General features: G+C 71.7%; 21 protein-coding genes. 2 read left to right on the top strand and 19 right to left on the bottom strand.

Going from position 1 to position 19,498, the window contains the following annotated elements; all coding sequences use genetic code 11:
* Positions 1-28 precede the first annotated feature (28 nt).
* Genes V3C34_RS02415 through V3C34_RS02405 form a run of 3 tightly spaced genes read right to left on the bottom strand, consistent with a single transcriptional unit; the run spans position 29 to position 1,840 of the window.
* The gene (locus V3C34_RS02415) at positions 29-334 is read right to left on the bottom strand and encodes an MmoB/DmpM family protein (RefSeq protein ID WP_338539085.1); all 306 of its coding nucleotides are present in this window, start codon (positions 332-334) and stop codon (positions 29-31) included.
* Positions 335-348: 14 nt separating this feature from the next.
* Positions 349-1,359: a hypothetical protein gene (locus tag V3C34_RS02410; protein ID WP_338539086.1), complete on the bottom strand. Its 1,011-nt coding sequence runs from the start codon at positions 1,357-1,359 to the stop codon at positions 349-351.
* A gap of 40 nt (positions 1,360-1,399) precedes the next feature.
* Positions 1,400-1,840, bottom strand: a complete 441-nt coding sequence (locus V3C34_RS02405) for a hypothetical protein (protein WP_338539087.1) — start codon at positions 1,838-1,840, stop codon at positions 1,400-1,402.
* A 244-nt stretch (positions 1,841-2,084) separates the two neighbouring features.
* On the opposite strand from V3C34_RS02405, the gene V3C34_RS02400 reads away from it, so the two are divergent.
* Entirely contained in the window at positions 2,085-3,035 is a 951-nt protein-coding gene (locus V3C34_RS02400) for an AraC family transcriptional regulator (RefSeq protein ID WP_338539088.1), read from the top strand.
* 45 nt (positions 3,036-3,080) lie between these two features.
* Here V3C34_RS02400 and V3C34_RS02395 read toward each other — a convergent pair whose 3' ends face one another.
* The 5 genes from V3C34_RS02395 to V3C34_RS02375 all read right to left on the bottom strand — a co-directional run bounded on the left by V3C34_RS02395 (position 3,081) and on the right by V3C34_RS02375 (position 6,210).
* Positions 3,081-3,509, bottom strand: a complete 429-nt coding sequence (locus V3C34_RS02395; protein ID WP_346007978.1) for a heme-binding protein — start codon at positions 3,507-3,509, stop codon at positions 3,081-3,083.
* Positions 3,509-4,438, bottom strand: coding sequence for a catechol 2,3-dioxygenase (locus tag V3C34_RS02390; RefSeq protein WP_338539090.1), 930 nt, complete (start codon positions 4,436-4,438; stop codon positions 3,509-3,511). The genes V3C34_RS02395 and V3C34_RS02390 overlap by 1 nt, the downstream gene beginning before the upstream one ends.
* Before the next feature lie 2 nt (positions 4,439-4,440).
* Positions 4,441-4,803 carry a 2Fe-2S iron-sulfur cluster-binding protein gene (locus V3C34_RS02385; protein WP_068426082.1) on the bottom strand — a complete coding sequence of 121 codons (363 nt, stop codon included), beginning with the start codon at positions 4,801-4,803 and terminating at the stop codon, positions 4,441-4,443.
* Between the two features lie 127 nt (positions 4,804-4,930).
* A complete protein-coding gene (locus tag V3C34_RS02380; RefSeq protein ID WP_170307639.1) occupies positions 4,931-5,569 on the bottom strand; it encodes a TetR/AcrR family transcriptional regulator in 639 nt (212 codons plus the stop codon).
* Positions 5,566-6,210, bottom strand: a complete 645-nt coding sequence (locus tag V3C34_RS02375) for a TetR/AcrR family transcriptional regulator (RefSeq protein WP_068327613.1) — start codon at positions 6,208-6,210, stop codon at positions 5,566-5,568. The genes V3C34_RS02380 and V3C34_RS02375 overlap by 4 nt, the downstream gene beginning before the upstream one ends.
* Before the next feature lie 198 nt (positions 6,211-6,408).
* Between V3C34_RS02375 and V3C34_RS02370 the strand changes: the two genes are divergently transcribed.
* The gene (locus V3C34_RS02370) at positions 6,409-7,644 is read left to right on the top strand and encodes a flavin reductase (RefSeq protein WP_068327622.1); all 1,236 of its coding nucleotides are present in this window, start codon (positions 6,409-6,411) and stop codon (positions 7,642-7,644) included.
* Positions 7,645-7,663: 19 nt separating this feature from the next.
* Here the strand turns inward: V3C34_RS02370 and V3C34_RS02365 are convergent, their stop codons facing one another.
* From V3C34_RS02365 to V3C34_RS02315, 11 genes are all read right to left on the bottom strand, one after another.
* Positions 7,664-9,007, bottom strand: a complete 1,344-nt coding sequence (locus V3C34_RS02365; RefSeq protein WP_346007977.1) for an FAD-dependent oxidoreductase — start codon at positions 9,005-9,007, stop codon at positions 7,664-7,666.
* On the bottom strand, positions 9,007-9,816 hold the full coding sequence (locus V3C34_RS02360) for an aspartate/glutamate racemase family protein (protein ID WP_346007976.1): 810 nt from the start codon (positions 9,814-9,816) through the stop codon (positions 9,007-9,009). The genes V3C34_RS02365 and V3C34_RS02360 overlap by 1 nt, the downstream gene beginning before the upstream one ends.
* Positions 9,813-11,282 carry an FAD-dependent tricarballylate dehydrogenase TcuA gene (tcuA, locus tag V3C34_RS02355; protein WP_346007975.1) on the bottom strand — a complete coding sequence of 490 codons (1,470 nt, stop codon included), beginning with the start codon at positions 11,280-11,282 and terminating at the stop codon, positions 9,813-9,815. Before tcuA ends, V3C34_RS02360 begins: the two co-directional genes overlap by 4 nt.
* Entirely contained in the window at positions 11,279-11,875 is a 597-nt protein-coding gene (locus V3C34_RS02350; protein ID WP_346007974.1) for an isochorismatase family cysteine hydrolase, read from the bottom strand. Before V3C34_RS02350 ends, tcuA begins: the two co-directional genes overlap by 4 nt.
* Positions 11,876-11,930: 55 nt before the next feature.
* Positions 11,931-12,707, bottom strand: a complete 777-nt coding sequence (locus tag V3C34_RS02345) for an SDR family NAD(P)-dependent oxidoreductase (protein WP_346007973.1) — start codon at positions 12,705-12,707, stop codon at positions 11,931-11,933.
* Positions 12,704-14,161 (bottom strand): FAD-dependent oxidoreductase, encoded by a 1,458-nt coding sequence (locus V3C34_RS02340; protein WP_346007972.1) that lies wholly within the window; start codon positions 14,159-14,161, stop codon positions 12,704-12,706. The genes V3C34_RS02345 and V3C34_RS02340 overlap by 4 nt, the downstream gene beginning before the upstream one ends.
* The gene (locus tag V3C34_RS02335) at positions 14,158-15,102 is read right to left on the bottom strand and encodes an oxaloacetate decarboxylase (RefSeq protein ID WP_346007971.1); all 945 of its coding nucleotides are present in this window, start codon (positions 15,100-15,102) and stop codon (positions 14,158-14,160) included. Before V3C34_RS02335 ends, V3C34_RS02340 begins: the two co-directional genes overlap by 4 nt.
* Before the next feature lie 5 nt (positions 15,103-15,107).
* On the bottom strand, positions 15,108-16,049 hold the full coding sequence (locus tag V3C34_RS02330; RefSeq protein WP_346007970.1) for a VOC family protein: 942 nt from the start codon (positions 16,047-16,049) through the stop codon (positions 15,108-15,110).
* A 37-nt stretch (positions 16,050-16,086) separates the two neighbouring features.
* Positions 16,087-17,277 (bottom strand): acyl-CoA dehydrogenase family protein, encoded by a 1,191-nt coding sequence (locus V3C34_RS02325; protein ID WP_346007969.1) that lies wholly within the window; start codon positions 17,275-17,277, stop codon positions 16,087-16,089.
* Between the two features lie 32 nt (positions 17,278-17,309).
* Positions 17,310-18,170 carry an alpha/beta hydrolase gene (locus tag V3C34_RS02320; RefSeq protein ID WP_346007968.1) on the bottom strand — a complete coding sequence of 287 codons (861 nt, stop codon included), beginning with the start codon at positions 18,168-18,170 and terminating at the stop codon, positions 17,310-17,312.
* A 137-nt stretch (positions 18,171-18,307) separates the two neighbouring features.
* Positions 18,308-19,489, bottom strand: coding sequence for an acyl-CoA dehydrogenase (locus tag V3C34_RS02315; RefSeq protein ID WP_346007967.1), 1,182 nt, complete (start codon positions 19,487-19,489; stop codon positions 18,308-18,310).
* Between the last annotated feature and the right edge of the window lie 9 nt (positions 19,490-19,498).

Genomic DNA, 19,498 nt, shown 5'->3' with positions numbered 1-19,498 from the left:
TGTGAACGTCGGTGTTCGGTCGGTTGGCTCAGTGGTCCCAGGCGATGACGATCTCGTCGTCGTCCCATTCCTGGATGTTGCCGAAGTAGCTGACGATGGCCATCTGGAACTCGTGCGTCTCCCACTCCCGGCCGACCTTCTCCTCGACGGTCTCCTGGGTGATGACGATCCGCCCGGGGGCGGTGATGCGCACGAGCCCGGGGGTGTGCGAGACGCTGCACTCCGGGTTGTCGGCCTCGATGGCCTCGATGACGGGCCGGTTGCTCTCCGACTCCTGGATGACGACGCCGACGTCGCGGACGCCCTTCGTCTCCGTGGTGGTCTGGTCGCTCATGTCCGTGTCCTCTCTCAGGCCTGCTCACCGGTGTGCGCGGCGCGCACCTCGGCAGCGGTCGTGGTGATCCGGTCGACGGCCCCGATCCCGTCACCGAGCAGCTCGTCGATGCGGGCGGCGAAGGGGGTGACCGCCTCGAGCGCCGCGTCGACGGCGGCGCCGCCGTGCTCGGCGAGCAGCGCGGCGTTGGTCTCGCCGAGCTCGGGGTCCTCGCGCCAGGTCTTGTACAGCGCGTCGATCCACTTGCGGTTGTCGTCGAACCAGCTCGACATGTGCTGCGAGACCAGCGAATAGGCCGGCGCCCCGCCGACGACGGCCTCGTCGTCGAGGTGGCGGTAGAGGAGGTCGTACAGGAGGCGGTCGACGGCGTCGAGGTGCAGGAGCGCCAGGCCCCAGTCGGCCTCGACGATCGTCTCCTCGGCGAGCCGGCGCAGGCCCTGCAGCGACGCGTCGTCCATCCAGTGCGTCTTGGCCTCCCCGAGCAGGTCGGCGGTGCCGCCACCGAGGGCGATGCCCACGCGGCTGAGGACCTGGGCGTTGCCGACCCGGTCGAAGGCCGAGTAGGCGGCGGCCTGGGTGATCGTCGCGCCCCAGCCGAAGCGGGCCATGTTGCACAGGATGAGCTGGCCGGCGCTCTCGAGGTGGCGCAACGGCACGACGAGCTCGCGCAGGACGCGGGACCAGCCGTCCGGGAGGCGGTCGAGCAGGCCGCGGGCCTCGATGTACTCGAGCGTCGTCGCGAAGGCCTCGTGGTGGCTCGAGCGCGCCGTGACGTAGGGGGCGTAGTAGTACTGCCGCGGGTCGAGGAAGGAGTACGCGTCGGTCAGGCGGAAGACGCTGTAGGAGTCGTCGAAGATCTCCCTCGACGGGTCCCACGTGGGGCGGTAGTGGAAGTGCTCCTTGGGCTGCACGTCGACGCTGCCCTCGAGGTAGCGGGAGGCCGGCTTGTCGCCGTACCGCTTGGCGATGTGGGTGAAGGTGTGCCGCTGGGGTTCGATGACCTGGGTCTTGAGCTCGTACTGCACTGGACGTTCTCCTCGTGGTCGGGGTCGGGACGAAGGGGGATCAGGCGGTGGTCGGCGTCGGGTGGCCGACCTCCAGGAGGCGGATGAGCAGGTCCGGCAGGGCGTCGGGACCGACGAGCTCGCGGGCTTCCTCCCCTTCGTCGAAGGTGCCGACGAGCCGGCCGATGGCCCGCCCGTCCGCGAAGGCCGTCGAGCAGCGCGCGCCGGCGTCACCGCAGGTGACGGTGAAGGCGAGCTCGGCGGGCAGGGCCTCGTCGACGAGACCGAGGTGCTCCCGGTCGGGGCCGAGGACGGCGTTGGCCTCGCAGACGTACTGCTCGGCGAGGGAGCGCAGGGCGACGTGCCGGTCGGCGCCGGTCCCGGTCGCGACCCGCTGGCTGATCCGGGTCTGCGGCACGGTCGCGCCGCTCGGGGCCAGCTGGCCCAGGTCCTGCTGGGGCGTGCCGACGAGCTCGGCGACGCGGGTCATGAAGGGCGTCATGGCACCTCTCCTCGGTGGTCCGGAGGGAGGGGGCTGGTGCCGCCCATCACCCCGGTGTGATGTGTCGTGTCGTCGAACGTAGGCCGCTCCCGGCGGTGCCGTGATCCACCCGACGCAGTAGCTGTCCGCTCGGCGCACCGTGCGCGGGGACCACGGTCGTTCCGCGGGGAGGAACACGCGGTGGTGGCAGACTGGGTGAGGTCATCATCGACACGATCACGGATGACCCCGCGAGAGGAGTGCGATGAAGCACCTTCTGGAGTCGGCCCCCCGGTTCGAGGACTGGGAGGGCCTCCACGACGCGCTCGCGGACGCCTACTTCCCGCACGCGATGCACCCGAGCGCCGCCCCCCGAGCGGCCACCGCCTCCGGTCTCGAGGTCGTCGACCTCGACCAGTGCCGCCTCGCCCGCATCCAGTTCGGGGCCACCGTGGGCATCGACTCTGAGCATCCCGGCGCCGTGGCCGTCAACATCCCGCTGACCGGGCACCTCGCCTCCCGCATCGGCAGCATCGACTTCGACGCCGGCCCGGGACAGGCGACCGCCTTCCCTGCGGACACCCCGGCGCGCATGCCCGCGTGGACCTCCGACCTGATCGTCCTCGGGCTGCGGATCGACGCCGACCACCTGCGGCGCGAGAGCGAGCGGGTCTTCGCCCGCAAGGACGTCGTCCTGCCGACCGAGATCGACCTGCGTACCCCCGCCGGCGAGACGTGGTTCAAGATGGCACGCACGACCTTCGACAACGCGCGCGAGAGCGGCGGGCTCCTCTACCAGGACCCCCAGGTCGCCGGTGCCGTCGCGAGCATGCTCGTCACCGGGCTGCTCCTCGCGGCCGTGCCCGAGGAGCCGACGGCCCGCGAGGCCCTGCGGCCGCGGCCCGTCCACCGCGCCGTCGCGGCGATGGAGGCCGACCCGGCCCGCGCGTGGACCCCGGCCGACCTCGCCGAGATCGCGGGCGTGAGCGTGCGGCGGCTGCAGCAGGCCTTCCGCGAGCACCTGGGCACGACGCCCTTCGCCCACCTGCACGACGTGCGGCTGGAGCGGATCCACGACGACCTCGTCCACGGGCGCGGCGCGAGCGTCACCGACGTCGCGCTCAGCTGGGGGGTCACCCACCTGGGCCGCTTCGCGGCGGCCTACCGGGCGCGGTACGGCGAGCTGCCGAGCCGGACCCTGGCCATGGCGAGCTGAGTCTGCATTGCCCTAGGGCAATGCAGACTCACTCGTTGCGCGTGCCTAGGGCTGCTGCACGGCGGCGGCGCCGGCGGCCGCAACCTGCTCGTCCTCCTCGGCCGAGCCGCCCGACGCGCCGATCGCGCCGACGAGCTCGCCGTCGACGTGGATCGGGACGCCGCCACCGAAGGCCGCGACCCCCGGCCGGTTGGCGATGCCGCGGATCACCGCGTCCTCACCGGCGAGCGCCTCGTAGAGCCCCGCCGTCGGTGCGCCGCCGAAGCCGGCGACCGTGCGAGCCTTGTCGATGGCGATCGGTCCGGAGTGGACGAAGGCGCCGTCCATCCGGGCGAAGGTGAGCAGCGCGCCGCCGGGGTCGACGACGGCGATGTTCATCCGCAGGCCGTGCTCGGTGGCGTGCGCCAGGGCAGCGGCGAGCGCCGCCCCGGCCCCCTCGAGGGTCAGGACGGCGCTGCGTCGGGTGTGGCTCATCAGGTGAGGACGGTGGTGAAGCGCTCGTTGAGCTCACGCGAGTGGTAGAAGATGCCCTGACCGAGTTGGTCGACCGTCCAGACATTCGTCGGGCGGTCGGGGAAGGCCATGTACCCGCCGGCGAAGACCTCGTTGCGGTTGCCGCTCGGGTCGAAGAAGTACGTCGTCTGCCCACGGGTGATGCCGTGACGGGTCGGCGTGACGTCGACCGCCACGTCGTCCATGGTGAACAGGTCGGCTGCGTGCCCGACCTGGCTCCAGTCGTCGAGCCGGAAGGCGAAGTGGTGCAGCTTGCCCTGCGGGCCGCCGATGACGGCGAGCTGGTGGATCTGGTTGTTCGAGGTGAGCCACGTGCCGACGAGCTCGTGGTCGTCGTCGAGGCTCGTCTGGACCCGCTCGGTCGCGTAGAAGTCGAAGACGTCCATGAGCATGCGCTCCGTCGTCTTCGGGTCCTCGCAGGTGATGAGCGAGTGGTCCAGCGCGGGGACGCCGACGCCGACGAGGTGACGCGGGAAGGGGTCGGGGTTGTGGGTGCCGACCTCGGTGCCGATGGCGGTCTGCGAGTGGTAGACCTCGAAGACGTGGTCGCTCGGGGTGACGAAGCGGATGCCGTCGCCGACCTCGGGGTTCTCCCCCTTCGACATCCGCTCGACGGTCAGGCCGAAGGTCTTGGCCTTGGCCTCGATGTCGTCGATGTCGGCCTCGTGCTGGACCTTCCAGCCGTACTTGACGACACCGACGCCACCCTCCTCGAGCACGAGGGAGTGGTGGTCCCACTCGTCCCAGCCCTTGTAGAAGACGCGCTTGTTGCCCTCCGGGGAGACGTCCTCGAGGGTCTCGTACAGACCCAGGGTCGACGCGTAGTGGTTCTTGGCCTCGGTCATGTCGGTGACACGCACGTGGGCGTAGCCCATTCGCATGATGCCCATGTCTACTGCTCCTCCGGGAGGGTGCGCTCGGCCTTGGCACGCTCGCGTGTGGCGGCGTTGATCTTGCCGAGCAGGGGGTTGACGAGGCGCAGGGACGCGTCTCGCATCTGGATCGTCAGGTCGACGTCGGGGACCGCACGGCAGCTCAGGCAGGTGCCGTCGGTGCGCTCCTCCTCCGTCACGACCGTGTCGGCCACGGGTCGGTTGTACGAGAAGGAACCCTCGAGGACGTCGATCTTGCAGATGCCGCAGCCGCCGCGTCGGCAGCCCACCGTGTACGCATAGCCGGCCTTCTGCAGGCCGGCCAGCACTGTGTCGTCGGGCGAGACGTGGATCTCGGTCCCCGACGGCTGCACGATGATCATCGTCACCGAACACTCCTTCGTGGTCGCTCACGGGGCAGCTGTGCCCCGTACCACGACTCTCTCCCACCGGCAGGGCGAAGGGGTAAACCGTTCCCCTTCGCGGAACGACGACGGCGACGCGGCCCGGTCAGGGACGCCCGCCGCTCTCGATCGCCTCGCGGATGACGGCCTGGATCATCGGGACGAAGAGGTCGATGATCTCCGCGGCCGCGAAGTCGTCGAAGGCCTCGCCGGCGACGACGAGACCGTCGGACAACGCCCGGAAGAGCACGGCGACGTCCATCGTCAGCTGCGGGTCGCCGACCTGCCCCAGGGCGCGCTCGAGCCAGACGATGAGCATCGTCAGGGCCTGGGCGCGCACGTCGAGGTAGGCCTGCCGGGTCTGGTGGGTGTCCTCGCCCGTCTCCAGGAGCACCTGCATGCCGATGTTCATGAAGCTCGGCCGCTGCCGCAGGGTCTCCTCCGAGGCCCGCAGGATCAGGCCGACGTGCTCGAGCACGTCGCCGGGTTGTGCTCCCCACCCGGGCGACTCGGCGAGCCAGCGCGCGAAGCTGGTGCGCACGACCTCGGCGAAGAGGGCGTCCTTGTCGCTGAAGTACCAGTAGAGGCTCGAGACCGGCAGCCCGGAGCGCTTGCAGACGGCCGCGATCGTCGCGCCGGTGACACCACGCTCCCGGGCGACCTCGGCGGCGGCGACGAGGATCCGGTCACGGGAGGCCAGGCCCGGGTCCTTGGGGTCGGCCGCGCCGGTCGGCCTGCCGCTCATCGGGCCCACCCCAGCTCGCGGAGATGGGCCGACCAGCCCATGGCGAGCAGCGAGGTGAGGCGCCGCACGTCCTTGGGGGAGCTGGAGCGCACGTGGACGAAGAGCCCGTCCATGAGCACCATGTGGGTCCGCGCGACGCGCTGGGCGGCAGCGAGCCGCGCGCTCTCGTCGGGGAAGGCCTCGGGGAGGAGCACCTCGGTCCACCACCTCGCCATCGCGTCCTCGGTGTCACGGCGCACGTCGAGGTAGCGCGCGCGGGCCTCGGGCTGCTTGACCCGCTTCTGCAGGGTGAGCAGCAGGCCGAGCTGCCAGAACTGAGGGGTGTCGACGAGCGACTGCGCGGCGCGCTGGAAGCGCTGCTCGACCCGCTCGCGCAGGTCCTCCGGCTCGGCCCGCTCCACCCACGTCGGGGCGGTCGGGCGCCACTGACGGTACGAGTACTCGAGGGTCGCCGCGAGCAGCTGGTCCTTGTTGCCGAAGTGCCAGTAGATCGAGCTGGCCGGCAGGCCCGTGCGCTCCACCACCTTGGCGACCGTCGTGCCGTCGTAGCCTGAGGTCGCGGCGATCTCCAGCGTCGCCCGCAGGATCGACTCCTTGGACTCCTCGCCCTGCTTGTGGACGCGGTCGGTCTTGCGCGGCATGCCACCCCCTCGGGTCTCGTTCGGTCCGCCTCGAGCAGGGCCGGTGCTGGAAGCGATCCTACAGGGATCGATGCCGTCTGGCGCGGAATCCTGCGACGGAGGCTTGATCAACCCCCTTCGCGATGGCTACTCTCGCTGTAGCAACCACTACAGGCTTCCCCCGTGGGGCCGTCATCCGAGACTCAACGAGGAGCTCACATGGCAGCGGACCAGGCGCTCGAGCGCCGCTTCGACGACGCGACCTTCCGCGAGGTCCTCGGCCACTACCCGACGGGCGTGGTCGCCGTCACCGGGACGCACCCCGACGGCGAGCCGGTCGCCATGGTGGTCGGCACCTTCAGCTCGGTGTCGATGGACCCCCCGCTCGTGGCCTTCATGCCGGGGGCGCACTCCGGCACCTACGCGCGGCTGCGCGAGTGCCCCTCCTTCGTCATCAACGTCCTCGCCCACGACCAGACGGATGTCTGCCGCACGATGGCGATCCCGGCCGACGACAAGTTCGAGCGCGTCGGCTGGTCGCCCTCCGCGCAGGGTGCGCCCGTGCTCGACGACGCGGTCGCCCTGATCCACTGCCGCCGCGAGCAGGAGGTGCTCGCCGGCGACCACTACATCACCATCTGCGCGGTCGACGACCTCGAGGTCAACCGTCCGGTGACCCCCCTGCTCTTCTTCCAGGGCGGGTACGGCGGGTTCAACCCCAAGGGCCTGTCCGCGCTCGGCGACGGTGACTTCATCGCCGCCCTGCGCCTCGCCGAGACGGCCCGTCCGCACATCCGCCGCATCGCCGACCGGCACGGCTGCGAGTCGGCCGTCCTCGTCGCGATCGACGACGAGGACATGACCACGGCCGACTCCGCCTTCGGCGGGAGCGCGGAGGCGTACGAGCGGCTCGGGGCCCGGATCCCGCTGATGCCGCCGATCGGCGAGGTCTACGTCGCGTTCGCACCGCCGCAGGTCCAGGAGCACTGGCTCGCGAAGGCGGCCAAGGACGAGGAGGCGATCGCCCACTACCGCGGACGGCTCGAGGCGATCCGCCGCGACGGCTTCGCGGTCGTCCAGGTCGGTCCGGAGCGCGAGGAGGAGTACGCGCGCCTGCACGAGGCGCTCGACGAGTACGCCTCCGGCCCCCTCACCCCGAGCCGCGAGCGCGCCGTCCGCGAGGTCATCGCGCAGATGTCGCTCTTCTTCGGACCGGTGGACATCTGCGAGGACGGCACCTACGACCTCGGCTCGATCGTCGTCCCGGTCTTCAACCCCCACGGCGGCGTCTCCATGGTCCTGCGGATGACCCAGCTCCCGCAGGACGTCGACGGGACGGTCGTGCGGGAGTGGGTCGCCTCGCTGCAGCAGGCCGCCGCCGAGATGACCGACGCGCTCGGCCACAACGGCAGCAGCGAGCTGCTCAGGGACTACCAGAGCTGGTTCATGATGTGAGCGCGGAGGGCGAAGGGGGTCAGGCCCCCTTCGCCACCTCCGCGCCGATGATCCACCCGGCCCCCATGGCGGCCATGAGCCCCCCGCCGGAGGAGTAGCCCTCCGAGCGCGGGCCGGCCGTCCCGACCGCGCTGCCGCCCCCGACCCGCAGGCCGACCACGGTCGAGCCGTCCGCACGCACGAGCCGGCCCCGCGGGTCCACGAGCGCCCCGCCCTGGGTCGTCAGCACCCCGTGGGTGACCCACGTGTGGTGCAGGCGCCCGCTCTGGGCCCGACGACCCTCGATCGGGCGCACCGACTCCTCGAGCCGGGCGAGCGGGATGCCGGTCTGCCGGGCGAGGTCTGCCAGGTCCTCTGCCTCGCGGATCGCCCCGGCGGCCAGGGAGTCGCGCATCATCTCCGAGGTGATCGTCTCGGCCATCGCCTGCTCGTCCCAGAGCATCAGGGCCCGTTCGCCCGGCTGCGCCTGGATCTGCGCGGCGAGCCCGGAGTAGCCGTGGGCCTGCTCGTCGACGAAGCGCTCCCCGTCGGTGTTGACGAGGACCGCGCCCGCCCACGGCAGGGCCGGGTTGACCCGCGTGCCGTGGCCGAGCGTCACCTGGCCGTGCCGCAGGCAGGCCTCCATGTGCGTCCACTGCGCCCCGAGCGGCTCGAGCCACGCGACGGAGTCACCCGTCGACGTGCTCACGCCGCCGTAGAAGGGGGTGCCGAGGGACGCCGCGAAGCGCCGCATGAGCTCGGGGTTGTTCGCGAAGCCGTCGGTGGCGACCACCGTCGTCGCCGCCCGCACCTCGACGAGCTCGCCGTTCTGCTCGGCGACGAGACCGACGACGCGCTCGTCGCCCGGGCGCTCGGGGTCGGGCTCGGTGAGCAGCCGGCGCACCGGCGCCTCGTCGACGAAGGCGACGTTGTCCCGGGAGACCAGCTCGGCCCGCAGGCAGGACATGAGCGGTCCGCCGCCCCGGCGCTCCGGGTCGGCGTGCAGCCGGGGCACGCTCATGCCCTTGCGCGGCATGTCGACGCCGACCTCGAGCGGGTACCCGAGGGTGTCGCCGATCCAGTGGACGTACTCCCGGGCGGCAAGGCACCAGGCCAGGACGAGATCGCGCAGGGCCTCGTCGCCGGAGCTGGCGATGATGTCGTCGCAGTGGCGCTCGGGCGAGTCCTCGATGCCGGCCTCCCGCTGCCAGCGGGTGCCACCGGCCGCAAGGCTGCCCGACGAGACGTCGGCGTTGCAGCCCTCGCGGGTGCTCTTCTCGAAGACGGCGACGACGACGTCAGGGTCCTCGCTGGCTCGCAGGGCGGCCATGACGCCGCAGGCGCCGCCTCCGGCGACGGCGACGTCGACCTCGATGACCTCCATCAGTGCTCACCCAGGGCGGGCGAGATCCCGTAGAAGCCGCGCGCGGCGTCGACGAGCGCGCGGGGCGGCTGCTCGCCGTAGAAGCCGCGCCGGCTCGGCACGAGCCCCTGCTCGCGGTACTGGGCCGCGCGCAGCAGCGCCACCCGCACGCAGGTCCCGAGGGAGTCCAGGACCGGCACGTCGTCGACCCGGCTGATGCCCTGGTCGGCGAGGAAGACGTTGAGCGGGCCCTCGCCGGGCACGATGACGTCGGCCCCGTCGGCGATCGCCGCGCGGGCGGCGGCCGTGAAGGCGTCCGTCAGGGGGGCCGGGTCGTCGTAGGCGGCCATGATGTCGGTGAAGGCACGGTCGACCTGTCGGATCGGGCCGACGATGCGGTCGAGGCCGTGGACCTCGAGGTTGCGCCGCAGCTGCGGCTCGAGCTCGGCGATGAAGTTGACGATGCCCACCCGTCGCCCGAGCTGCGCTGCCATGAGCACGCTCGTCTGCCCGAAGGTCACGACCGGGATGTCGACGAGCGTGCGCACCTCCTCGTACCCCGTGTCCGGGATCGTCGCGATGAGGAAGGCGTCGTACCCCTCGTCCTGGGCGCGCAGGGCGGCCTGGACGAACTGCTCGCGGTGCAGGCCCGAGAGGTAGGCGTACTTGATGTGCGTGCCCGGGTAGTCGCTCGGGTACGTGCCCGGCGCCATCCCGTGCAGGTCGACCTGGTGGCCGGGCCCCGCTGCGGCGGACAGGTGCCGCGCGAGGGCGTCCCGGTAGTGCGGGACGTCGTCGAGGACGGTGAAGGACTGGTGCCAGATCCTCATGACGCGACAGCGCTCCCTTCGCCCCGGAGTCGGGCGGCCTGCTCGCCGGCGATGCGTCCGAAGGTCGCCCCGCGGAGCACCGACGTCGACCCGGTGTAGTTGGAGTAGTAGAGGCCCGTCATCTCGCCCGCGGCGTACAGACCGGGGATCGCCCGGCCGTCGCGGTCCACGACCCGCGAGGACGCGTCGACCTTGAGCCCGCCGAAGGTGAAGACGTTGGCCGCCATGATCGGGTAGGCGACGAAGGGTCCCTGCTCGATCGGGCGGGCCCAGTTGCTCTTCGGCGGGTGCACGCCCGAGGTGGCCAGCCCGTCGGGGCGGGTGACGTCCCACTCGCCGCCGGGGCAGGCCGCGTTGTACTGCGCGATCGTCGCGGAGAGCGCGCCGGGGTCGACGTCGATGGCCGCGGCGAGCTCCTCGAGGGTGCCCGCGGTGACCGGCGGCTCCTCCGTGCGGATCGCGGTGCGGATGTTGGGCACCGCCTGGCCGGCGGCGTCGAGGATCATCCACGCCATGCCGCGGTCCTGGGCCTGGATGTCGCGGGTCGTGCGCTCGTACCAGGCGTCGATGGGACCGCGGGCCTCGTCGACGAAGCGCTGTCCGTGCACGTCGACGAGCACGCCGTAGGTGAAGGCCATGATCGCCGCCTCCGGGTCTCCGGAGCGCGGGTCGATCGGCTCGGCGTGGAAGAGGCTGAAGTTGCCCGCGGTGGCCGCCCCGGCGGCCAGCGCCATCTCGATGCCCTCGCCCTTGTTGTAGTTGCCGCCACGGGCGACCGGACGGCAGGTCATCGCCTTGTCGCCGTGGTACCTGGCCATCATCTCGGCATTGCCCTCGTACCCGCCGCAGGCGAGCACGACGACGCCGCGATGCGTGGCGTGGTGGGTGACGCTCCCGGAGCTGGTCCCGGCGACAACGCCTACGACCTCCCCGTCCTCGACGACGAGCTCGCGCACCGTGCTCTCGTAGGACAGCTCGACACCGAGCTCCTTGGCGCGGCGGGTGAGCGTCTCGACAAGGGCGAGCCCGCCGCCGATCGGCGCGAGTCGGGTCGTGGAGACGGTGAGGAAGAGCGTCGGCAGCTGGCCGAAGGACATCCCGTGACCCTCGAGCCAGCGCAGGGTCGGGCCGGCGCTCTCGGCGAAGGTCTCCACGTAGTCGAGGTCGACCATCGGGTGGGCGCGCAGGAGCGGCGAGCGCCGCTCCCAGGACTTCGTGAGGTCGGCGATCAGGCCCGGGTCCGGGTGGCCCATGAAGTCGTCGACAAGGGCGTCGGCGAGCCCGTCGGCGGGCTCGTCGACCGAGGCCATCCGCATGTACGCCTCGGTGTAGCGGGTGTTGCCCCCGGCCTCGGACTCGGTGGCCCGGTCGAGGAGGAGCACGCTCGCGCCGGCCTCGCGGGCGCTGATGGCGGCGGAGAGGCCGGCGATCCCGGAGCCGACGACGACGACGTCGGCCGCGCTCATGCCCAGCTCCCGATGACCTCGTCCGCCGTGGTGACCGTGCCGAAGAGCGGCAGCGTCTTGGCGACGGCGTGCTCGTGCAGGGCCGGGTCGGGGGTGGCGCACATGTCCTCGACGATGCTCACCTGCAGGCCGGAGTCGCTCGCGTGGCGGGCGGCCGACTCGACGACGAGGTGGGTGGCGATGCCCCCGAGGACGACGTGGTCGATGCCGTCAGCGGCGAGCACCTCGCGCAGGGCGGTCCCGACGAAGGGGTCGACGCACCCCTTGTCGACGACGGCCTCGTCCTCGCGCGGGGCGAGCTCGGCGAGGAACTCGGTCTCGGGGTTGCCCACGCGCATCTTCTGGTTGTTCGGGTAGCCGTCGAAGCGGGCCAGACGGTTGGTCCGCAGGCGGTACGCCGGGTCGAAGGCCAGGCGGATGTGGAAGACGGGCACGCCGGCGGCGCGCGCCGCCTCCAGCACCCGCGAGGCGGTCGCGACGACACCACGCTCGCGGACCTGGGCGGCCAGCGGCGGCGCGAGGCAGAGGTCGCCCTCCTGGCCGAGCGCGACCTGGTAGTCGAGCATGAGCAGGGCGGTGCGGTCGGTGGTCATGGTGCGTCCTTCGTGTGGGGGTGGGGTGGGGCAGTGGGGAGGGGCGGTGTCGTCGTCACCAGGCGGACCAGCCGCCGTCGACGTAGAGCACCTGCCCGGTGACGTAGCTGCCGGCGGGCGTGGCGAGGAGGAGCAGCGGACCGGCGAGGTCGCCGTCGACGTCACCGAGGCGGCCGAGCATCGTGCGGCGGGAGAACCACTCGAGCTGCTCGGGGTCGTCGGCGAGCGGCATCGTCATGGCCGTGGGGTAGAACACGGCCGGCGCCAGCGCGTTGACGGTGACGCCGGCGGGCCCGAGCTCGCTCGCGAGGGAGCGGGTCACGTTGACCACCCCCGCCTTGGAGGCGTAGTAGGCGCTCTCGGGGATCGGCCCGACGCGCTCGGCGTAGACGGTCGTGATGTTGACGAGCTGGCCGCCGCCGGCCGCGGCCAGGCGGGAGCCGAACTCGCGGCCCACGAGCCAGCAGCCGACGAGGTTGACCTTGATGACCCGCTCGAACTCCTCGACGGTCGTCTCGTCGTAGGCCTTGCGCAGCATCACGCCGGCCGCGTTGACGACGGAGTCCACTCGGCCGTGCTGCTCGAGGACCGCGTCGGCGAGCGCGGTCACCGACGCCTCGTCCGTGACGTCGACGGCGTGGGCCGTGTGGCCCGTGCCGGGCAGCGAGGCGCGGACGCTGTCGAGGTCGTCGGCGAGGGAGGGCAGGTTGGCGACGGCGACGGTCGCGCCGGCGGCCGCGAGCGCGCGGGCGGCCTCCTGGCCGAGGCCTCCGGCGGAGGCACCGACGACGACCGCCACCCGTCCCGTCATGTCGAACACGGATCCGCTCACCACTCCAGGTCACTCTCCTCGTGCGCGGCGTGGGTGCCGGCGATCCGGCCGAAGATCGCGGCCTTGCCGATGCTCGAGCCGGTCATGTAGCCGGCGCCGTGGAGCCCGCCGACGACCTCGCCCGCGGCGTACAGCCGCTGGATCGGGTCGCCGAAGACGTCGAGCACCCGCATCGACGGGTCGACGGTCAGGCCGCAGTACGTCGCGAGGACGACCGTCCCGGACCGCTGGGCGTAGTAGGGCGGGGTGTCGATGGGGGTCGGGTGGCCCACCCCGCCGACGAGGTGCCGGCGACCACGGGCATCGGGTTCGCCGGCGGCGATCCGCGCGTTGTAGTCGCGGACGCTCTCCTCGAGCACGCCCGGGTCGGTCCCGAGGCGCTCGGCGAGCTCCTCGACCGTGTCGGCCACCTCGAGCATCCCGGCGGACAGCCGGCCGGCGAAGTCGTAGATCGGCACCTCGTCGCTCGTGAGCGCCATGGCCCGGGCGTCGAGGACCTGCCAGGTCCAGCCACCCTCCTGGGCCAGGCTCGCGTCGCCGAGCTCCTTGTACGGACGGGACTCGTCGACGAAGCGGCGCCCGTGGACGTCGACCATGATCGCGCCCTTGTAGACGGCGAGGATCCCGGTGCCGTCCTCGCCGGGGTGCGGCTCGGCGTAGATGCCGTAGGTGCCCTTGATCCACGGCAGGTCTCGCACGCCGGCCCCGAGGGCCTGGGCCATGACCATGCCGTCTCCGCTGTTGCCCGGTCCGCCGGCAAGGAGCGCGTGCTCCATCTGCGGCGCGACGCGGTCGAGCAGCTCACGGTCACGGGCGAAGCCGCCGGTGGCGACGACGACGGCGTCGCAGAGCACGGTGTGCTCCTCGCCGTCACGCTCGACGAGCACCCCGATGACGCGACGCTCGCTCCCTTCGCCCTCGGTGAGCAGTCGCTCGACCGGTGCGTCGAGGATGATCCGTGCGCCGAGGGCCCCGGCGGCGGTGAAGAGCCGCCGCAGGGTCGCGGTGGTGTCGCTCGGGTGCGAGCGCGGCACGGACTGCCCGGAGGCCGCGTGGATGTGGCCGTACTCGACGCCGTGCTCCTTGAGCCAGCGGTAGGTCCCCGCCTGGTGCGCGACGTAGGTGTCGACCAGCTCGGGGTCGTTGCGGTGGCCACCGACGGCGAGCAGGTCGGAGCGCAGGAGCTCCTCGGAGTCCTCGATGCCCTGCTCGCGCTGCTCGTCCGTCCCGACGAAGGCGCTCAGGCCGGCGGAGCGGATCGTCGAGCCACCGAGGACCGGGAGCTTCTCGAGGAGGATGACGTACTGCCCCTCCTCGGCGGCCGCGAGCATCGCCGCGGCGCCGGCCATGCCGCCGCCGAGCACGACGACGCCCACGCGCTCGGGCAGCTCGTGCTCGACCGGCAGGCCGTCGGCCGTGATGCCGGGCTCGTCGGCGAAGACCTTGGTGCTCACGGTGCGCCCTGCCCGAGCCCGTCGAACCAGGCCTCGGCCTCGGTGAAGCGCGGCAGGTTGAAGAGCTCCTGGCGCTCCTGCCAGCTGGCCATCCGGTCCACCCGCGAGCCGGTCTCGCCGGTCGCGGCGAGGTGGGCGAGCGCGTCGCGACCGGCCGACATCATCGAGCGCATGAGGTAGTTGGCGAAGAGGACGACGGTGAAGCCGAGCTCCTCGTACTCCTGCAGCGAGAGCTGCGGCGTCTTGCCGCCCTCGACGACGTTGACGAGCAGCGGCGTGCCGGCCAGCTCGCGGCCGACGAGGGCCAGCTCCTCACGGGTGCGCGGCGCCTCGACGAAGAGCACGTCGGCCCCCGCCTCGACGTAGAGCCGGGCGCGCGCGATCGCCTCGTCGATGCCGTGGACGCTGCGGGCGTCGGTGCGGGCGACGATGACCGTCGCCTCGTCCTGGCGCGCCTGCCCGGCGGCGACGATCTTGGCCGCCATGTGCTCGGCCGGGATGAGCGCGTGGCTGTCGAAGTGCCCGCACCGCTTGGGCATCTCCTGGTCCTCGAGCTGGATGCCGGCGGCGCCGGCGCGCTCGAGCACCTGCACGGTGCGCATGACGGACACCGCTGCGCCGTAGCCGGTGTCGGCGTCGACGACGAGGGGCAGGCGGACCGCGTTGGCGACCCGGTCGACGTGGGCCGCGACCTCGGTCAGGGAGACCAGACCGATGTCGGGCAGCCCGTAGGTCGCGTTGGCCAGGCCGGCCCCCGTGAGGTAGCCGGCGGAGAAGCCGGCCTGCTCGACCAGGCGGGCACCCATGGCGTCCGTGGCCCCGGGCAACACGAGGGTGCCCGCGGACAGCGCCGCCCGCAGCGCGACCCGCTTGTCGTGCGCGGTGACGTCCGAGGCCACCCCCAGCAGGTCGGCTGCGTGGGCGAAGGGGGGAAGAGGCACCGTCCTCAGGCCTCCGGGACCTCGTGCATGACGGCCTGCGCCTCGCGCAGCGGGTGCATGATGCCGGGCGGACGGCCGCCCTGCGTGCCCTCGCCCGGGACGTGTCCCCACGTCGCGGTGCGGTCGTAGACCTTCGGGATCCACTCCTCCTCGTCGACCTCCAGCCCGCCCCAGCCGTACTCGACGTGGAAACTGCTCGGCGTCGTGTGGTAGAAGCTGAACTGCTTGTCGTTGGTGTGCCGCCCGAGGCTCAGGGTGATCGGCACGCCGTGCTCCTGGGCCAGCTCGTAGCCGGTGCCCACGTCGTCCATGTCGCGCACCTCGATCATGAGGTGGTTCAGGCCCGCGACGCCGGGAGGGCACTGGCCGAGGGCCAGGCTGTGGTGGCGCTTGTTGCAGTGGTAGAAGCGCGCGTTGAGGCGGCCGGGGACGATGATCTTGTCCGAGAGGCGGAAGCCGAAGTTGCTGAAGAACTCGTGCCCCTCCTCGATGTCGGGCAGGAGGAGCAGGACGTGCCCGAGTCCCTGCTCGCCGGTGACGAAGCCGCTGATCGGTCGGCTCGGCCGGAAGCTGCCGGGCACCGAGCTCTGGCCCCAGGTGACCTCGTGGCGGAAGCCCCACGGGTCGGTGAAGACGACGATGCGGTTGACGTCGCGGGACAGGGCCAGGGCCTCGTCCCCGCGCTCGTGCTCGACACCGAGGTCGGCGCAGATCCGCAGGACCTCCTCGAGGTCCTCCTCGTAGTTGACGGCCCAGCCGATGTACTCGGTGCGGTCCTCCTCACCGGGGTGGACCTGGATGCGCCAGGGCGCGTCGTCGAACTTGATGCGAGTGGCGCCGTCGGGGCCGGCGTCGACGACCTGCGCACCCCAGACCTGCTCGGCGAGGTCGGGCCACTGGTCGTGGTTCGGGGAGCTGACGCCCAGGTAGGCGAGTCGAGTGATCATGTCGGGATCTCCTGCGTGGTGGGGAGCTGCGGCGCCGTCAGGCGAAGAGCATGGGGTTGGTGATCTCGCCGCCGAAGTCGAGGGTCGCGGCGGCGTTGTAGATCGGGCCGTCGACATTGCAGATGTGGCTCATGCCGGCCTGCATGTCGCGCCAGTAGCGCTCGTTGGGCATGCGTTCGTGGATGCTCTGCGACCCGGCGATCTTGTACAGCCGGTCGATCGCGTCGACCGAGCGACGCACGGCGCGGACGCCGTTGCGGCGCACGCGCACCCGCTCGTTCATCGTCAGCTCGCCACCGGCGTCGACGAAGTCGTAGAGCTCCTTCATGTCGTTGAGCAGCACCGTGCGGCTCGCGGCGACGTCGGCGGCCGCCTCGGAGTAGACGTGCATGAGCACCGGGTCCTGCTTGGCGACGCGCTGGTCGGCGCTCACCCGCTCGAGGACGTAGTCGTGGAAGACCTTGAGCGCGCCCTCGGCGATGCCCTGGGTGCCGGAGTTGATCGCCGCGGAGAAGACGACGGGGAACTTCAGGCGGTAGAGCGTCTTGCCCGGCTGGCGGTCCTCGTAGGCGCCGGCGTTCATCTCGGCCCCACCGACGGTGCGGTAGTCGGGGACGAAGACGTCGGTCATCTTCACGTCCTTGGAGCCGGTGCCCTTCAGGCCCATGACGTTCCAGCTGTCCTCGACGATCTCGTAGTCCTTGCGCGGGATGACGAAGTGGCGCACCTGCGGCGGCATGAGCGGCTTGCCGTCGGCGTCGCCGACCATGCCGCCGAGGATGACCCAGTCGGAGGCGTCGGTGCCGGTGGAGTAGGGCCACTGGCCGGAGAAGAGGTAGCCGCCGTCGACCGGCCGACCCACGCCGAAGGGGGCGTACGGCGAGGCGGTCCACACGTCGTGGTCCTCGCCCCAGATCTCCTCCTGGAGGCGCGGGTCCATCATCGCGATCTCCCAGGGGTGGACGCCGACGACGCCGGTGACCCAGCCCGCGGACGGGGAGCTGTGGCCGACCTCCATGGCCGCCTGCATGAACTCGACTGGGTGCGCCTCCGCGCCGCCGTACTGCTCGGGGGCGAACAGGCGCATGACGCCGGAGTCGCGCAGCACCTTGACCGTCGCGTCGGTCAGGCGGCCGAGGTCGTCGCTCGGGGCGGCCTCGGCCCGGAGGGTCTCGGCGTTCGCGCGGATGTGCTCGAGGGGGGAGGTCCTGGTCAGCTGAGAAGTCATCGTTGATCTCTCTTCGGTCTGGTGCGGGTGGGTCAGGCGGCCGTGGCGAGCAGGAACTCGCGGACGATCCGGTTGAACTCGTCGGCGTGCTCGACCTGGGCCCAGTGACCGCAGCGGTTGAGCAGCACCAGGCGCGAGTCGGGAATGCGGGCGAGCAGGTGGAGCGAGTGCTCGAAGTGGACGACGCGGTCGTCGCGGCCGTGGATGAGCAGGGCCGGGACGTCCACCGAGGTGAGTGCGTCGAGGCTGAACCACTTGGCGATCGGTCCGCCGGCGGCGAAGCCCGCCAGGTAGTTCTCGAGGTGCTCGGGGTTGGCCTGCGCGGAGCGGGCCCGCTCCGCGGCCAGCTCGTCGGTGCCGAAGCGCGCGGAGTCGTAGGTCATGACCTCGACGAGGCGCTTCATCGACTCGGCGGTCGGCTCGCGGTAGCCGCCGAGCAGGACCTTCATCCCCTCGGAGAGGCCGCCGCCGGGCTGGGTGATCGGCACGGTGCCGGACCCGGGGCCCATCGTGACGATCCGGCTGACGCGCTCGGGGTACTCGGTGGCCAGGCGCAGCGTGGTGATGCCACCCATCGAGTTGCCGACGAAGGTGGCCCGCTCGATCCCGAGGGCGTCGAGCAGCTGGACGGCGGCCTTCGCGTGGTCGTTCTCGTCCCTCGTCACGGTCGACGAGCGTCCCCACCCGGGCATGTCCGGGGCGATGACCCGGAAGTCCTTGCTCAGCTCGGGGATGTTGGTCTTGAAGTTGCTCCACCCGGTCGCACCGGGGCCGGAGCCGTGCAGCAGCACGACCACGGGCGCATCCTCGGAACCGGCCTCGTTGTAGTGAATGGTCCAGTCAGGGGTGGTGACGGACCGGGAGGTGCTCTCCTCCGTGATCGACTGGCTCATCGAGACTCCTTTGTCTTCAGGCACCCGTACCGCCGATCAGCCGCCGACGGTTTCGGCGGATCGGGGACGGTCCAGCGTCTTCGCTGTAGTGGTTGTTACAGAGTAGGACGGATCTCGTGGGCTTGGCAAGACCCGCCTCAGTACAGGGCGGTCGGCGGGACCTGCCCACCGAAGCGGTGGGCACCCCACGCGGAGTAGCAGATCTCGCGCACGTTGCACACGTGCGAGGCCGCGACCTGCAGGTCCCGCCAGTAGGGCTCCAGGGGGGAGGCCTGCTGGATAGCACTCGAGCCCATGAGTCGGTAGAGCTCGCCCACGGCCTCGATCGCCCGGTCGGTGGCCCGCACCTGGTCGATGCGGAAGCGCAGCCGGTCGTCGACGCTGATGTGCTCGGCGCCGCCGCTCTGCGTGTCGTAGTGCTCGCTGACGAGCTGCTTGATGTGGGCCATGCCCGCCTCGACGTCCGACTCGGCCCGCGCCAGCGCGGCCATGGTGAAGGGATCGGTCCGGCTCGCGGTGCCCTGCGTGGAGACCCGCTTCTCGATGTGCGCGTAGGCCGCGTCGACCGCGCCGCGCGCGATGCCGAAGGTGCCGGCGGAGATCGCGAAGGGGAACATCATCCCGAACTGCATCCGGTACAGCGGGCTGTCGGGACGGTACCGGTCGGTGTAGACGTTGCCGCGCACGTCGTCGGCGACGAGGACCCGGTGCTCGGGCACGAAGGCGTCGACGACGACGTCGTTGGACCCGGTCCCGGCCAGGCCCATGACGTTCCAGCTGTCGGGGACGATCTGCAGGTCCGCCCTCGGCACGAGGACGTGCAGGAGGGTGGGCGGGCTCGTCGGCTGCCCGTCGTCGCCGGCGACCATCCCGCCGAGGATCGCCCACTCGACGTGGTCGCTCCCGGTCGAGAAGGGCCAGCGACCGCGGAAGCGGTAGCCGCCCTCGACGGGGACCGCCCGACCGAAGGGGGCGTAGGGCGAGGACACCCAGTCCTCGGCCTTCTCCCCCTTCGCGCCGTAGACGTCGTCCTCCGCCTGCGGACCCCAGATCGCCATCTCCCACGGGTGGATGCCGACGACGCCGGCGACCCATCCCGCGGAGGGGTGGTGGCGACCGACCTCGACGACCCAGTCGAAGAACTCGGTCGGGTGCCCCTCGAAGCCGCCGTGGTCCTTGGACTGCAGGATCTTCATCCCCTCCGAGCCGCGGAGGATCTCGACGCTGCGGTCGGTGAGCCGGCCGAGCGCGTCGCTCGGGCGAGCCTCGGCACGCAGCTGCTCGGCGTGGGCACGGACGTACTGCAGGGGTGAGCTCATGGTGGGTCC

Source organism: Janibacter terrae (assembly GCF_039636765.1).
Taxonomy (GTDB): Bacteria; Actinomycetota; Actinomycetes; order Actinomycetales; family Dermatophilaceae; genus Janibacter; species Janibacter terrae.
The sequence above is the reverse complement of the archived record's forward strand: the minus strand, read 5'-3'. Positions and strand labels throughout refer to the sequence as shown.